Source organism: Planococcus halotolerans (assembly GCF_003289955.1).
GTDB classification, from domain to species: Bacteria; Bacillota; Bacilli; order Bacillales_A; family Planococcaceae; genus Planococcus; species Planococcus halotolerans.
The window spans coordinates 743,171-758,718 of the sequence record NZ_QLZR01000001.1 but is presented as its reverse complement, the minus strand read 5'-3'; the positions used below and the strand labels follow the sequence as shown (position 1 = coordinate 758,718).

The following is a 15,548-nucleotide window of genomic DNA, read 5'->3' as shown; positions in this document are numbered from 1 at the left end:
GGAGCGTTTTTATGAAATGGAACCAAAACTTGATCACCACAACCCGCGGTGAATTTGAAGTGTTTACAAAAGGTGAAGGCCGCCCCTTATGCGTCACTCACCATTATTCCGAGTTCAATGAAACCGGCGATTCCTTTGCAGATGCTTTTACGAAGACGAACCAGGTGTTTCTGATCAATTTGAGAGAGGCGGGAAATTCCGCTAAGGCCGTTCATCCCTATCAACTCAGTTTGCTTGAATCGGTGCTTGACCTGGAAGCGATCCGTGAAGCATTGGAATTTGATAAATGGGGCTTTGCCGGGCATTCGACCGGCGGTATGCTGGGCGTTGTATATGGCATTTATTTTTCTGAAAAACTCAGCTTTAATGTAATCGTCGGCGCAGCGGCCAGGGAATACATGACATTTTCAAAGAACTGCATTTATAACGAACAACACCCTCAATTTGAAAAGATGCAGGAGCTGATGGAAAACCTGAAACAACCCGGTTTGTCGGCAGAGGAAAAGAGCAGTCTAAAGATACAGCGGACGAAACTCTCTTTGGCGAATCCGGAGAATTACGATGATTATTTTGCGAATGATATCCGAAAAGAACTGTCAGCTGTGCGGCTCAATTTCTTCAGCAGGGAACTGCATGTGTTTGATGTCACAAGAAAATTGGGGCTGATAACAGCACCGACCTTGATCATGTGCGGAAAGCATGATGTGCAATGCCCGCTCGAATATTCGGTGGAAATGAACGAATTGATACCGGGCTCCACTCTGGCAGTCTTCGATGACAGCAATCATTACCCGTTCCTAGAGGAAGCGGAGCGGTTCAGTGAGATCTATCAATCGTTTACAGCACAGTTATAAACAGAACAAGATTAATGGAATGGCCGCATATAGACGAGCGGCTTTTTTCTATTGCCATAGACTCACCCTTCGAATAGCGACTTGAACATATAAGCATATACTGATATGCTGTTTTTAGTTTCGGTAATAATAGCCATCTATATAAAAAATAACCCTGTAACGAACGAGGTGAAACAGAAGATGGAAGCAACAGTAAAAGAAGTCGAAATCGAGAAAGCCGGTATGGTCCTAAAATTATTGGGCGATAAAACACGGCTTGCCATGATGAAGCTGCTGGAAAAGAACGATTGCTGCGTTTGCGAATTCGTGGAAATCTTCCAGATCAGCCAGTCGGCCATCAGCCAGCATTTGCGGAAACTGCGGGATGTCGGGTTGGTGAAAGAGCAACGGCGCGGCCAGTGGATTTTTTATTCATTGAATAAGGACAGCGAGACGTACGAGATGGTCTTGCATATCCTGGAATTCATCCCGAGCCAGGACGAGCGGCTCAAAGACCTGGAGAAACAGGGGCTGCGCATCAGCTGTAATTAAAGAAGTGGCACGGCAAAAAATCTAAAATACTGAGGAGTTTTTAATATGACGAAAAAAACATTGTACTTTCTATGCACAGGAAATTCATGCCGCAGCCAGATGGCAGAAGGCTGGGGGAAACAGATTCTTGGAGACGAATGGCAAGTATTGAGCGCGGGAATTGAAGCGCACGGCTTGAACCCGAACGCGGTGAAGGCGATGAACGAAGTGGATATCGACATTTCAGAGCAGACTTCGGATATCATCGATACTGAAATCTTGAATAACGCAGATTTCGTCGTGACTTTATGCGGAGACGCTGCCGATAAATGCCCGATGACACCGCCGCAAGTTAAACGAGATCACTGGGGCTTTACCGATCCGGCAAAAGCGGAAGGCACGGAGGAAGAGAAATGGACGGTATTCCAGAACGTCCGTGACGAAATCGGCGCACGCATCCGTGAGTTCGCTGAAACAGGCAAGTAAGAAGTTCCGAATAGAGGAGGAAACAATATGAAGAAAGTAGAAATCTTTGATCCGGCAATGTGCTGCTCCACGGGCGTCTGCGGACCTGTCGTCGACCCGGAACTGACACGCATTGCTTCTGCCGTTTACTCACTGGAGAAAAAAGGTTTTCAAATTGAACGTTTTAACCTCAGCAATGATACGAGTGCGTTTGTGGAAAATCAAACGGTAAACCAGGCATTGGCAGATGGAGGGCCGGATGCGCTTCCGCTCGTCCTGCTTGATGGTGAGATTGTTAAAACAGCCCACTATCCGACAAATGAGGAATTGGCTGAATGGTTCGGCACTGCGCCTTCTGAATTGCAGGAAAAGCCTCGGGTTCGCGTATCAGTAGAGTTTGGCAAATAAAGGAGAGAATTTGATGCATTCATTGTTCAATCCGAAAAAAATGCAATTGACGCCGTTCCTGTTTTTCACCGGTAAAGGTGGTGTCGGCAAAACATCGACGGCCTGCGCAACTGCGGTTGCACTTGCTGACCAGGGGAAAAAAGTGCTGCTTGTCAGTACCGATCCCGCATCCAATTTGCAGGATGTGCTGGAAGTGGAGCTGACGAATGAGCCGAGAGCGATTTCCGCAGTTCCTAACTTGTACGCCTGCAATATCGATCCGGAAGAATCGGCTCGCATCTATAAGGAAAATGTGGTGGGTCCTTACCGAGGAAAATTGCCAGATGCTGTGCTGGCGACGATGGAAGAGCAATTATCTGGTGCCTGCACTGTGGAGATTGCGGCATTCGATGAGTTTTCGCATCTATTGGCTGATGAAAAAATTCTTGATCAATACGATCATGTTTTATTTGATACGGCACCGACCGGCCATACGCTTCGCCTTTTGCAACTGCCGACAGCATGGAGCGGGTTTTTGGAAGAAAGTACACATGGCGCTTCCTGTCTGGGTCCGCTCGCGGGCCTGGAAGGAAAAAAAGAAATGTACGGCAAAGCCGTTGCATCACTGGCTGATCGTGAGAAAACAACATTGTTATTGGTCGCCCGTCCCGATAATTCATCCTTGCTTGAAGCGGACCGTGCTTCTGCAGAATTGAAAGCGATCGGCATCGATAACCAATTGCTCATCATCAATGGGCTGTTGCAGACGCACCGGGCAGAAGACAGAGTGTCCACCGCGTTCTATAATCGCCAGCGAGCCGCTTTGAATAAAACACCTCAAGCTTTAAAGCAGATAATGGCGTATTCATTGCCATTCGTTTCGTACTCGCTGACAGGCATCGGGAATCTCCGCTATCTATTCAGTTCATCGGCTGTTTCAGCATCAGTCATAGAGGAACCATCGGTGAAGATGGATGAACTGCCAGGTTTGAATCAGCTTATCGATGATTTCTCAGAAAAAAATACACGCGTCATTTTTACGATGGGTAAAGGCGGCGTCGGCAAAACGTCTATTGCTTCCGCCATTGCGGTCGGCTTGTCAGAAAAAGGCAATCGCGTCCATTTGACGACGACCGATCCGGCGGCGCACCTGGCATATACATTCCAGGGAAGTGACGCACAGGACAATTTGTCGATCAGCAGCATCAACCCGGAAATTGAAGTGGAACGCTATAAAAAGGCGGTCCTTGAAACTGCAGGGAGCGGGCTGTCGGCAGAAGAGCTGGCTTATTTGCAGGAAGATCTGGAATCGCCATGTACCGAAGAAATTGCGCTGTTTCAGGCATTTGCCGCGGTCGTGGAAAAGTCAGAGAACGAAATCGTCGTAATCGATACAGCGCCGACAGGCCACACGCTCCTATTGCTGGATTCAACGGAAGCCTATCATAAAGAGATGAGCCGTTCGACAGGCGACGTGCCGGAAAATGTCAAAAAACTTCTGCCGCGTTTGCGCAATCCGGAAGAAACCGGCGTTGTCATCGTGACATTGGCTGAAGCGACACCGGTTCTTGAAGCCACGCGCCTTCAGGAAGATCTGAAACGTGCCGGCATCGACCCGAAATGGTGGGTCATCAACCAAAGCCTGGCTGCCACGGATACGACAGATCCTGTCCTCCGAGGACGCGCCAGCTCGGAGACAAAATGGATCGCTGAAGTGAACAACGAATTGGCATCAAAATGCGCAGTCATTCCATGGCTGCATGAAGAGAAAATCGGCTACGAACAATTGAAGGAATTCAGCTTATAAAATTCCAATGTATTATTGACTTTAACCAGCAAAAGGAGAGATGAGACAAATGATGATTACTAATGAAGCAAAACAATATATCGAGTCCATTCTGGAAGAACAGAATGCAGAAAGCCTGCGCATCTATGCTGTAGCAGGCTGCTGCGGACCGCAAATCGGCCTGTCATTGGATGCGCCGGAAGCAGCGGATGAAATGACCGATATCAACGGAATCCGGATGGCCATTGCACCGGAAGCGAAAGATGCGGCAGAGAGCTTGACGTTGGACTTTGAAGAACAAGGCGAACAATCCGGTCTGGTGATGATTGGGGCGCCAGCTGGCTGCTAAAAGTTACAATTTAATTTTTTCACATTAAAAAGAAGCGAAATTGCTCAATCGGAGCAATTCGCTTCTTTTTGTCTGCAGATATAAAACCTTAATTATATTGATCTATACTTCAAGAACATTCAATGCTGTCGAAAGACGGTTTGCAAAGTGTTCAGGGGATTCAGTCGTCTCCAGGCAAATGCTGATGAGATGAGGGTTTACGTTCAGCCACTGGCGGAAATGGGGTGGGAAGGGAATAGAATGATTGCTTAAAGCATAAGTGAATGCCGGGTATTCTTCAGGAAGCAGCATTATTTCCGCTTTATTGAAAGCTGTTCCCGTTGCTGAAAAATCTTCAAACGAAATGTCGTGATCAAGTGTGCAGGTAAAGCAATTGCTGTACATAGAAATTTCCAAGGTTCTGTTTTTCTTAACGATAACTTTTCCGGATTGATAATCAGTTTCTGCATGAAAAAGACTTCCTACTTTTTCGACTTCTGACTTTAGTGCTGCTTCTAAGTTTTCCATATTGCTTCTTTCCTCTCCTCGGAAATTTCCGTTATATGAATTTATTTATTTCAATTTATTTATTTCGATCAAAGATGGAGTGGTTTCAAATTGGGTAAAACGAATTCCAGCATTTCGCCATGAAGTCTTTCGTCAGGGACGAAGAACACATGGCAAGCGGTTCATGCAATTGCTGTAAATTTTCTATCATTCTGTGGCCTATGCCTTCGTTCTGATAAGAAGGGATAACAGAAGCATGGTGAACGGTAAACGTATATTCATCCAGCTCTATTCCGACCATTCCCAGGAAATCGTCCTGCTCTTTCCAAAGATACAATTGCCATTTTGGATCTTCTTCGTACGTTTGGATAATACGCCGCAGATCGTCAATTCCATATTGACTTGCCGTTAAAGACAGGAGTCCCATGGCGACAATTCTATTCGCCTTTTTGTACTTAACTAACATCTGTGAATCCTCCCGACTCTTCTGTATTCTTCCTCGTGTTATGCGACCGGAAGTCAATTTGTATCAGTTGAGAAAATAAAAAAACGCCAAAAAGAATGGAACATTCTTTTTGGCGTTATTGCCAGCTCTATTGTCTGGAATACTCGACCTGATTAATATGAGAGCAGTCAAGAAAAGTTCTGGACTGTCTTTTATAATGGATTGGGTTGATGTAAAAAATTGTTTATTACCTTACAAGTACATAATAAACAGAATGTTAGGCAAAGTAAAATAAAAAGGCTCTATTTTTGCTTGTTAAGATAATTTTATATCATTAAATTACTGTTCTTATTTTTCTAAGGTGTACCCTATATTATTTAATGCCGATTCAATATCAACCACATACTCCGTTTGAAGGTCCGTCAGGTGGTCGCGGACTTCCTGCATTTTGACAAGCCACGGCGGCAGTCCGGTCATCATGACTTTAATGCCCATGATATTCAAGCCGAGCACCAGGTTCCTCAACACATCTGGAAAACGGTTTTCCAGCAGGACAATCTGAGATAAATCAATAATGAAAGATTCGCTGCTGTTTTTTGCCGCATAACTGAGGGTATCTTCCAAAATCTTTTGTGAGCGTTCCTCATTGATATTACCTTGCAGCGAAAGTATTGCCAGCCCTTTTTTTATCGGAATGATTGGTACACTGAGCAAATCGATATCTGCAATCGTGTTGTCCAAATGAATGATATAGGACAGCACCTCGGCCATATTCTTTAAAAAATGAATGTCTTTATCAGTAAAATCTTTTTCTTCCTTGTCCATGACGCACAAAGTGCCGAAAATATTCCCGTAGTAGTCGCGTAATGTCACTCCGAGGTAGCCTTTGACTTTCAGTTGTTCGGTCACTTCCATGTCTTTCGTTAAATTGAACGAACCCAGATTATTTGTATGCATAACTCCCTCATCATTTTGGATGATCAGGCGGCAATGCGATCCATCGTAAGTGACCTGAAAGCCTTCCGGAACGATGAAATGATCTTTATTGAACGAACTGATCACTTTCATAGCCTTCGAACCTTTTTGCGCCACATAAGCGGTATTCACATCCAGCTCATCGCTGATCACTTCAAACAGTTTATAAGAGACCGCCTTCAATGAATCGTGAGTGGATACTCTTTTCGTTTCCTGCATTTATGGATTTCCTCCTCATTAACAATGGCTCTTTGGCAGAACTTTTCGATTTCTCTATCTTTAACCCTATAGGAAATATGTTTTGTCAGTCAAGACTAAGGGTGCACTTTACACTAGAGCCTTCCCGCCAACTGCTATAGACTGGAGATAGAGAAACTTTCTTTTATTGATTGCCTGCACTGAAATGGGACAGGCTTTTCATGATTATAAATAGCAGACGGATTTCGAAAGGGGATATTCCAATGGTGGATTCAAAATATCTGGATTTATTGGCGCAGAAATACGACAGCGAGGAAAAAGTGGCAACTGAAATCATCAATCTTGAAGCAATCCTGGATCTGCCGAAAGGGACAGAGCATTTTGTCAGCGATTTGCACGGCGAGTATCAGGCGTTCCAGCATGTGCTGCGCAACGGTTCCGGCAATGTGAAAGTGAAAATCCGGGATCTTTTCAAGGATGAATTGCAGGAAAAGGAATTGAACGAATTTGCCACGCTGGTTTATTATCCGGAAGAGAAATTGCAATTGATCAAAAGTAACTTCAGCAGCAAACAGGAGCTGCGGGAATGGTACATAGAAATCATCGAGCGCATGCTGAAGCTGGTGGCTTATGCTTCGTCGAAGTACACGCGGTCGAAACTGCGCCGGGCGCTGCCGAAGCAATTTGTCTATATTGTTGAAGAGCTGCTGTACAAGACAGACGAATTCACGAATAAAAAGGACTATTACGCCAAAATGGTCGATCAGGTCATCGCACTTGGACAGGCAGATAAGTTGATTATCGGTCTCGCATATACGACGCAGCGTTTGGTGGTCGACCATCTGCATGTAGTCGGTGATATTTACGACCGGGGACCGGATCCGCATAAAATTGTCGATACGTTAATTGATTACCATTCGGTCGATATTCAGTGGGGCAATCATGACGCATTATGGATCGGTGCGTTTGCCGGCTCGAAAGTATGCTTGGCGAACATCATTCGGATTTGTGCCCGTTACAATAACCTGGACATTATCGAAGACGTTTATGGCATCAATCTTCGTCCGCTGCTGAACCTTGCGGAGAAATATTACGACGACAACCCGGTTTTCCGGCCGAAGCGGATTTCAGATGAAACGCTGACGGAGCAGGAACAGCTGCAAATCACCAAGATTCATCAGGCGATTTCGATGATCCAATTCAAACTGGAAAGTCCGATCATCAAACGGCGTCAGTGCTTTGCAATGGAAGACCGGCTGCTGCTCGAGAAAGTTGATTATAAGAACAAAACTGCGACAATCCACGGCATAACCTATGCTCTTGAGAATACCTGTTTCGCGACGATTGATCCGGAACAGCCGGACCGTTTGCTGGAAGAAGAACAGCAAGTGATGGACAAATTGCTGTTTTCGATTCAGCATTCCGAGAAACTTGCGCGTCATATGAACTTCCTGATGAAAAAAGGCAGCCTTTATTTGCAGTACAACGGCAATCTGCTGATCCACGGCTGCATCCCGCTGGAGGAAAACGGCGACATGAAGAAGATGGAAATCGAAGGCAAAATCTACGCAGGCCGTGACTTGCTGGACGTCTTTGAACATTATCTCCGCCATGCTTTCGCCAACCCTGACGAAACGGATGACTTTGCGACTGACATGGTATGGTACCTGTGGACCGGCGAGAACTCGTCATTATTCGGCAAACGGGAAATGACGACGTTTGAACGTTACTTCATTAAAGAAAAAGAAACGCATAAGGAACGTAAAAATCCTTATTATTATTTGCGGGAAGATGAGGAAATGTGCGGCAAGATGCTCGCTGAATTTGATCTCGATCCCGAACATGGCCGCATCATCAATGGCCATACACCGGTGAAGGAAATCGACGGTGAGAATCCGATCAAAGCCAACGGCAAGATGATTGTCATCGATGGCGGTTTTTCCAAAGCCTATCAATCGACGACAGGCATTGCCGGCTATACGCTGCTATACAATTCCTATGGCATGCAGCTTGTCGCCCATCAAAAATTCAATTCAAAAGAAGAAGTGCTGAGCAATGAAACCGATGTCCTTTCAGTGAAGCGGCTGGTGGATAAGGAACTGGAGCGCCAAATGGTGAGGGAAACGAATATCGGTGAGAAGCTTTCACAGGAAATCTCGAATTTGAACTCGCTACGGAAACACCGGTATATGTAAAAAGAAACAGCCCCCGTACACAGTTGAAGTGTACGGGGGCTGTTTTTATCGCGCCAGGTCATTTGGCGATGACAAGCGATAATTTATAATTTACATGGGTATTCAAATTGATAAGAAATTCGTCCAATACTTCATTGGAAGGGAATTTGCATTCAAGAAGATAGCAGCTGTCTCCACTGATTTTATAGTTGTTGATGACAAAATCAGTTTGTGTTTTCAAAAACGTTAAATAGGGAGCGTGATCTTTGCTGCTGGTCAGAATGCTGATCATGGCATGAATGGGGTAGCCCAAATTCTGTTGATTGACCTTAATCGTATAGCTTTCGATGATTCCGCTGTCTTCCAGCTTTTCAACACGGGCTGAAGCTGCAGGTCCGCTTAAGTGAATTTTTTCACCCAGTTCTTTCATCGATATGCGGCTGTTTTTTGAGAGTTCGTCCAAAATCCGGAGATCTGTGTTATCCAAGATTTTTCAATTCCTTTCATAAATAAAGTGAAATGGCTAAAAGACTTTATCGAAGCTATGTAATTCAGGACCACTGCGGGTATATACTGAATCATAATAAAAAATGGAGGGATTGTTCAAATGAATATTCATCATATCCGAAATGCTACATTAACAGTCAACTATGCAGGGAAAAAGTTTTTAATCGATCCATTCCTGGCGGAAAAAGGAGTATATCCGCCTTTTCCGAATTCCGCACGGCAGGATCAAAATAATCCGCTGTACGATTTGCCGGTTTCCATTGATGATATTGTCGATGCAGATGCCGTGATTGTCACTCATTTACACTTGGATCACTGGGATGATGCTGCAAAAGAGGCTGTGCCGAAAGATGTGAAATTATTTACCCAGAATGAAGAAGATGCACAACAAATACGGAAAGCCGGTTTTTCCAAAGTCGAAGTTCTTCAGAAAGATACTGTGTTTGAAGACATCCGTCTTACGATAACCGACGGGGAACACGGCAGAGGCGAAGTTCTTAAACTTGCCGGATTGGTTTCAGGCGTAGTTTTTGAACATGCGGATGAAAAGACTTTATATGTAGCCGGAGATACAGTTTGGTATGATGCCGTGCAAAAAGTGATTGATGTCCATAATCCTGAAGTGATCGTTGTAAACGCTGGGGACAATCAATTTTTGGAAGGCGGTTCGCTGGTGATGGGGAAAGAGGATGTTTTGGCTGTACATGAAGCTGCACCAAATGCGGAAATCATTGCTGTACATATGGAAGCAGTTAATCACTGGACCTTATCCCGTAAAGAACTGAAAGATTTCGCAGAAGAAAAAGGGTTTTCTGCGAAACTTTCAGTCCCGGATGATGGGGAAAGCTACAGTTTTTAATAGAAAATAACAAGCTTCTATAAATGTAAACCTTGAAATTCAGAGCTCTGAATTTCGAGGTTTTTTATAAGCAATAATATTGACCTCCATTTATGAATCATTTATGATACGGGTATAGGGTATGTTGAATCGGGAGGTTCAAATAATGGAAAAAATAATGAAATCAACAGTACAGCCAAACAAACAGCAGCTTTTGAACCGGTTAAAACGGATTGAAGGGCAGGTTCGCGGAGTCCATCAAATGGTCGAGAACGACCGCTATTGTGTAGACATCCTTCACCAGGTCAGCGCGATCCAATCGGCTATGAACAAAGTGTCGCTGGCTTTATTGGAAGATCATACACATCACTGCGTGGCAAAAGCGATTAAAGACAATAAAGGCGAAGAAGCAATCAACGAATTGATGGATGTCATGAAGACGATGACGAAGTAAAAAAGGAAACAAAAAGGTTGATATACCCTAAGAAGGTATATTAAGCTTAAGAAAATAGCATAAGAGGAGGAATTACAATGAATGAAACATTAAAAGTAGAAGGTATGTCTTGCGCACATTGCGTAAATGCAGTTGAATCGAGTGTAGGCGAACTTCAAGGCGTTTCGACAGTGAAAGTGGATCTTGAGAACGGCCAGGTTGCCGTAAATTACGATGACAGCAAAACATCACTTGGTGAAATCAAAGAAACAATCGAAGACCAAGGATACGACGTAGTATAAGGGTGCTCTTTAGCACTCTTCTCTTTTAAGCGGAATATACCCCCATATAGTATAGGGAGGAGGAGAGAATCATGGCGACAGCAACAAAAGAAACAACCAAAGAAGCGAACTTTCAAATCACAGGGATGACCTGTGCTGCCTGTGCAACCCGCATCGAAAAAGGGCTGAACAAAATGGATGGCGTCGAACAGGCGAGCGTCAACCTTGCGCTTGAAAAGTCATCAATTCAATATGACTCCACTAAACTCAGTGAAGCGGATTTTGAAAAGAAAATCGACGCGCTTGGCTATGGCGTCGTCAAACAGAAAGCAGAATTTGATATTACCGGGATGACGTGTGCGGCTTGCTCGACCCGTGTTGAAAAAGGGTTGAACAAACTGGGTGGTGTCACAGGGGCGAATGTCAATCTGGCGCTCGAAAAAGCGACGATTGAATTTAATCCGTCCGAAGTGACTGTTGGCGACATCATCGCGAAAGTGGAAAAACTGGGTTACGGCGCTCATCAGCACCAGGAAGAAACGGAAAAAGTGGATTACCGTGAAAAAGCCATCCAGGAGCAGAAATGGAAGTTCATTGCGTCAGCCATTCTTTCTCTGCCTTTACTGTGGACGATGGTCGGCCACTTTTCCTTTACATCATTTTTATATGTTCCGGAAATCCTGATGAATCCGTGGGTTCAGATGCTTCTGGCAACGCCGGTTCAATTCATTATCGGGAAACAGTTCTATGTCGGGGCATATAAAGCGCTCCGCAACGGCAGTGCAAATATGGACGTGCTGGTCGCGATGGGTACATCGGCGGCTTATTTCTACAGCGTCTATCAGGCGATTATTCACGCCGGTTCGCCTCACGCAGCGCATCTGTATTTTGAAACCAGTGCGGTTTTGATTACCCTAATCGTATTGGGTAAATTATTCGAAGCGAAAGCGAAAGGCCGTTCATCTGAAGCGATCAAGAAACTGATGGGCCTTCAGGCGAAAACAGCTGTCGTTCTGCGGGACGGAGTCGAAACGGTAGTGCCGCTGGAAGAAGTGGCGATCGGCGACACCATCTTCGTCAAACCCGGTGAAAAAATTCCGGTGGACGGCGAAGTGCTGGAAGGAACTACGGCAGTCGATGAATCCATGCTGACTGGAGAAAGTTTGCCGGTCGACAAAGCGGCAGGCGATCTGCTCTACGGTTCAACGATCAACAGCAATGGTTCGATCCAAATGAAAGCGACGAAAGTGGGACGCGATACAGCGCTCGCGCAAATCATTAAAGTGGTGGAAGACGCGCAGGGAACAAAAGCGCCGATCCAGCGAATGGCTGATAAAATTTCTGGCATCTTCGTTCCGATTGTTGTCGGAATCGCGTTAGTTACGTTCCTCGTGTGGTATTTCCTTGTTGCCCCGGGCAATTTCACACCAGCGCTTGAAGTGCTGATTGCGGTATTGGTCATTGCCTGCCCATGTGCGCTCGGTCTTGCAACACCGACTTCCATTATGGCGGGCTCCGGCCGGTCAGCGGAAATGGGTGTCCTGTTTAAAGGCGGCGAGCATTTGGAGCAGACTCAAAGCATCGATACAGTTGTTGTCGATAAAACGGGTACGGTCACGCACGGCAAACCGGTGTTGACGGATGTTAAGCTGGCTGATGGACAAGACGAAGAACACGTTCTGTCATTGGTCGGCGCAGCTGAGAAGCAATCCGAACATCCACTCGCGCAAGCGATCGTGGAGGGGATCCAGGAAAAAGGCATCGAACTTGGCAAAGTGCAATTTTTCGAAGCGATTCCGGGTTACGGCGTTCAAGCAACAGTCTCAGGGCAAGGTGTTCTGGTTGGAACCCGTAAACTCATGCAGCAATACGGCATCGATGTATCAGCGGTTCTGCCTGAAATGGAAGCATTGGAAAGTGACGGCAAAACAGCAATGCTCGCTGCAGTCAACGGAGAGTATGCCGGATTGGTGGCTGTTGCGGATACGATTAAAGACACTTCGCGTGGAGCGATTGCGCGCCTTCAGAAAATGGGGATCCATGTAATCATGATGACAGGCGACAATGAGCGGACCGCGCAGGCGATCGGCAAAGAAGTCGGCGTCGACGCAGTGATCGCGGAAGTGCTGCCGGAAGGCAAAGCGGACGAAGTGAAGAAACTGCAGCAGCAAGGCAAGAAAGTGGCGATGGTCGGCGACGGCATCAATGACGCGCCGGCACTTGCGACAGCTGATATCGGCATGGCCATCGGTACAGGCACCGACGTGGCGATGGAAGCAGCGGACATCACCTTGATCCGCGGCGATTTAAACAGCATCGCGGATGCCATCATCATGAGCCGCAAAACAATGCGCAATATCAAACAGAATCTGTTCTGGGCATTCGCCTACAATACAGTGGGCATCCCAATTGCTGCAATCGGTTTGCTGGCACCATGGGTAGCGGGAGCCGCGATGGCTTTCAGCTCCGTGTCGGTTGTCCTGAACTCCTTGCGACTGCAAAGAGTGAAGTTTGGGAAGTAGATTATTTCGAAAGTAATAAAATATGGAAGTTTCAAGCGCTTGCCGGGTAGATACGGCGGGCGCTTTTTGTTATTTGGGGAGTGAAGGTTGTGGGGAGTGGGTGCCGGGAGGGTGGGAAAAGCGAGTTGGGCATAAATGGGGCAAAGTTGGGCGTATTTCGGTGGAAGTTGGGCATAAAACAGCCGAAGTTGGGCATATTTCGACCAAAGTTGGGCATAAAAAAATCCGGCTTAAATTCGGGCGTCCACATTACGCGTGAGATAGCATTTTTCATTCATTCTGGATAAAAATAAGAGGTGCCAAATCGCGGAAAAAGCGAGTTGGGAATAAAAGCAGCAAAGTTGGGAGTAAATCGACTGAAGTTGGGAATAAAAGAGGCAAAGTTGGGAGTAAAAATTTCCACACTAAAATCCAGCAGACCAACCCCAAGCCCAAAAGACAAATGGATGCTTTTCGCAGGCGAAAAGCGAAAAACCACTCTCGTTAATATTCCTTTATTGACTATATGGCTGTTGTCATAGGAGCAAAAGGTCGTTTAGCCACCGTTTCCACGATATGTTACAGTAAATGGAAGGGGTGTGATTATGAAAAAAGATTTAAAATCCTTAGCCGGTCTAATATTGGGAGCAATTCTGGGGTATTTTATAATCCGTTTAATATTCGGAGACGATGAATCGACAATCCAAACTACAATTGGTGTCGCATCAGGAATGGTCATTACCTACGCTGCAATTATTGGGATTAAAAAAGTTGCGGGCAAATACGAAAATCAGGAATAGAAGGCAGGAGGCGAAAGATCATTAGTCTTTTCTTGTTTATTATTATTCACATTTCTATCGGGTTGTTCCTCATATACACAAACAGAAAACTGCCGAAAATGGTCACGGTTTTTGGAACGATCTTTTTTGTGGCGAGCTTTTGGTATTGGGGAATTGTTGTAATCGATATAATTAATAAAGGAGCATTGAGTTGAGAAATACATAAATGTCTGTGCTGGGAATGTTGAGTGCGAGCATAGCTATTAGAGTAGCGGAGCTTAACGGCTGAGTAATACAAAGGTTCGTGTAAACATAAAAGAGAGCTTGCCAAGTGAAAGCTCTCTTTTTGAAATACATTCATTTTCATAACTCATAAAAAGGATATCTATTTACTCTTCACGAGTCAGCAGAAAAGATTCTGATTTTCCTTCCCACCTAATGACAGCTTCATTCTCCTGGCTTTCATGAAGTTTCAATCCTGCACCCTGGCTTGTTATTACAAGGGAATTATCTTCATTCAAACTATTATTTGTCCCGCTCGAAGATCCAACTTCATAATCAATAGTTTCAGGTGGGTTTCCTTCTCCGATATAAGTCAAAGTGGCAACATCTTTTTCCCGTTCCCCTTCTTGATACAAGACCACATACTCAATCTCCCAATTCTCTCCCGAACCGGTAAATACCAATTGGTCCTCACCGGCACCACCGCTGGAAATATTTTCGAACATCGCAGAATTAGAAGCGAAAAGTACTAGAAAGACGATGACGGCCACGGCGGCGATTCCAGATGCCAGGCTGGGAATGAAATGCGGCCGTTTGCGGTTGAGTCTTTTTTGTATTCCGGCAAGACTGTCGCGTTTTGCGGAATCGGAAAGTTCAACGCTTTTCATTTCTTCGAAAAGGGGATCGAATTCATTTTGTTGGCTCATTTACAAAACCGTCCTTTCGGTTATATTCCTGCTTCAAAGCCTCGAACGCCCGCGCGGCCTTGGCTTTTACCTTCGCTTCCGTCCAGCCTAGTATATAGGCAGTCTCTTTGATGGAGCATTCGTTTACTTTGCGGAGAATCAGTACGTCCCGGTAATCTTTTTTCAAATGGTCGAATGCCTCATACAATTTGGCAAGCTCTTCATCGCGCAGAATTGAAGATTCCGGGCTCAAAGACGACCTATCCACGTCGTTTTTACTGTCCCATTTCAAAAAACTGATCAACCCTTTTCTGCGGAAATGGTCATAAGTCACATTACGCGCAATCTTCAGCAGCCACGTCGACTCGGAAGACTGCCCTTGAAACTTATGGAGATTCCTGAATGCCTTATAGAAGGTATCCTGCGTCAGATCCTCTGCAGTCTCCTTGTTTTTAACCAGCCAGTATATATAGCGGTACACCTTTTTATTGTGTGCAAGAAACAATCTTTCCACTTCTTCATCCATGTTTTCCCCTCCTTGCCGGTCTAGACGATTGAGATGGATAAAAGTAGCGTTTTGATTTTAAGTCATTTTACGAAAGTCGATGTTATTAAGTGTATTCTATTCCATCGTTAAACGGTTGAGGTCAAGGTAATTAATGCGAATAAATA

The 15,548-nt window shown here is 45.3% G+C and carries 18 protein-coding genes; 12 read left to right on the top strand and 6 right to left on the bottom strand.

Annotated elements, in window-relative coordinates:
* Positions 1-11 precede the first annotated feature (11 nt).
* From DP120_RS03700 to DP120_RS03675, 6 genes are all read left to right on the top strand, one after another.
* Positions 12-854: an alpha/beta fold hydrolase gene (locus tag DP120_RS03700; protein WP_112221926.1), complete on the top strand. Its 843-nt coding sequence runs from the start codon at positions 12-14 to the stop codon at positions 852-854.
* A 180-nt stretch (positions 855-1,034) separates the two neighbouring features.
* The gene (locus DP120_RS03695; protein ID WP_112221924.1) at positions 1,035-1,385 is read left to right on the top strand and encodes an ArsR/SmtB family transcription factor; all 351 of its coding nucleotides are present in this window, start codon (positions 1,035-1,037) and stop codon (positions 1,383-1,385) included.
* A 45-nt stretch (positions 1,386-1,430) separates the two neighbouring features.
* Positions 1,431-1,850, top strand: a complete 420-nt coding sequence (arsC, locus tag DP120_RS03690) for an arsenate reductase (thioredoxin) (RefSeq protein ID WP_112221922.1) — start codon at positions 1,431-1,433, stop codon at positions 1,848-1,850.
* Between the two features lie 27 nt (positions 1,851-1,877).
* On the top strand, positions 1,878-2,237 hold the full coding sequence (gene arsD, locus DP120_RS03685; RefSeq protein ID WP_112221920.1) for an arsenite efflux transporter metallochaperone ArsD: 360 nt from the start codon (positions 1,878-1,880) through the stop codon (positions 2,235-2,237).
* A 13-nt stretch (positions 2,238-2,250) separates the two neighbouring features.
* Entirely contained in the window at positions 2,251-4,023 is a 1,773-nt protein-coding gene (arsA, locus tag DP120_RS03680; RefSeq protein ID WP_112221918.1) for an arsenical pump-driving ATPase, read from the top strand.
* Positions 4,024-4,072: 49 nt separating this feature from the next.
* Positions 4,073-4,351, top strand: a complete 279-nt coding sequence (locus tag DP120_RS03675; RefSeq protein WP_112221916.1) for an adhesin — start codon at positions 4,073-4,075, stop codon at positions 4,349-4,351.
* 102 nt (positions 4,352-4,453) lie between these two features.
* Here the strand turns inward: DP120_RS03675 and DP120_RS03670 are convergent, their stop codons facing one another.
* The 3 genes from DP120_RS03670 to DP120_RS03660 all read right to left on the bottom strand — a co-directional run bounded on the left by DP120_RS03670 (position 4,454) and on the right by DP120_RS03660 (position 6,476).
* Positions 4,454-4,858, bottom strand: a complete 405-nt coding sequence (locus DP120_RS03670) for a hypothetical protein (protein ID WP_112221914.1) — start codon at positions 4,856-4,858, stop codon at positions 4,454-4,456.
* 85 nt (positions 4,859-4,943) lie between these two features.
* Positions 4,944-5,303, bottom strand: coding sequence for a GNAT family N-acetyltransferase (locus DP120_RS03665; protein WP_112221912.1), 360 nt, complete (start codon positions 5,301-5,303; stop codon positions 4,944-4,946).
* A gap of 327 nt (positions 5,304-5,630) precedes the next feature.
* Positions 5,631-6,476, bottom strand: a complete 846-nt coding sequence (locus DP120_RS03660) for an STAS domain-containing protein (RefSeq protein ID WP_112221910.1) — start codon at positions 6,474-6,476, stop codon at positions 5,631-5,633.
* Between the two features lie 245 nt (positions 6,477-6,721).
* Between DP120_RS03660 and DP120_RS03655 the strand changes: the two genes are divergently transcribed.
* On the top strand, positions 6,722-8,650 hold the full coding sequence (locus DP120_RS03655; protein WP_112222331.1) for a fructose-1,6-bisphosphatase: 1,929 nt from the start codon (positions 6,722-6,724) through the stop codon (positions 8,648-8,650).
* A 58-nt stretch (positions 8,651-8,708) separates the two neighbouring features.
* Here DP120_RS03655 and DP120_RS03650 read toward each other — a convergent pair whose 3' ends face one another.
* Positions 8,709-9,119, bottom strand: coding sequence for an Lrp/AsnC family transcriptional regulator (locus tag DP120_RS03650; protein WP_112221908.1), 411 nt, complete (start codon positions 9,117-9,119; stop codon positions 8,709-8,711).
* A 117-nt stretch (positions 9,120-9,236) separates the two neighbouring features.
* On the opposite strand from DP120_RS03650, the gene DP120_RS03645 reads away from it, so the two are divergent.
* From DP120_RS03645 to DP120_RS03615, 5 genes are all read left to right on the top strand, one after another.
* Entirely contained in the window at positions 9,237-9,995 is a 759-nt protein-coding gene (locus tag DP120_RS03645) for an MBL fold metallo-hydrolase (RefSeq protein ID WP_112221906.1), read from the top strand.
* 145 nt (positions 9,996-10,140) lie between these two features.
* Complete coding sequence (locus tag DP120_RS03640) at positions 10,141-10,428, top strand: metal-sensitive transcriptional regulator (RefSeq protein ID WP_112221904.1); 288 nt, start codon at positions 10,141-10,143, stop codon at positions 10,426-10,428.
* Positions 10,429-10,505: 77 nt separating this feature from the next.
* Positions 10,506-10,709 carry a copper chaperone CopZ gene (gene copZ / locus DP120_RS03635; RefSeq protein WP_112221903.1) on the top strand — a complete coding sequence of 68 codons (204 nt, stop codon included), beginning with the start codon at positions 10,506-10,508 and terminating at the stop codon, positions 10,707-10,709.
* Between the two features lie 71 nt (positions 10,710-10,780).
* Positions 10,781-13,210, top strand: coding sequence for a heavy metal translocating P-type ATPase (locus tag DP120_RS03630; protein WP_112221901.1), 2,430 nt, complete (start codon positions 10,781-10,783; stop codon positions 13,208-13,210).
* A 584-nt stretch (positions 13,211-13,794) separates the two neighbouring features.
* Complete coding sequence (locus tag DP120_RS03615; RefSeq protein WP_112221895.1) at positions 13,795-13,989, top strand: hypothetical protein; 195 nt, start codon at positions 13,795-13,797, stop codon at positions 13,987-13,989.
* A 368-nt stretch (positions 13,990-14,357) separates the two neighbouring features.
* On the opposite strand, the gene DP120_RS03610 is transcribed toward DP120_RS03615, so the two are convergent.
* Positions 14,358-14,897: a hypothetical protein gene (locus tag DP120_RS03610; protein ID WP_112221893.1), complete on the bottom strand. Its 540-nt coding sequence runs from the start codon at positions 14,895-14,897 to the stop codon at positions 14,358-14,360.
* Positions 14,881-15,402, bottom strand: coding sequence for an RNA polymerase sigma factor (locus DP120_RS03605; RefSeq protein ID WP_112221891.1), 522 nt, complete (start codon positions 15,400-15,402; stop codon positions 14,881-14,883). Before DP120_RS03605 ends, DP120_RS03610 begins: the two co-directional genes overlap by 17 nt.
* Between the last annotated feature and the right edge of the window lie 146 nt (positions 15,403-15,548).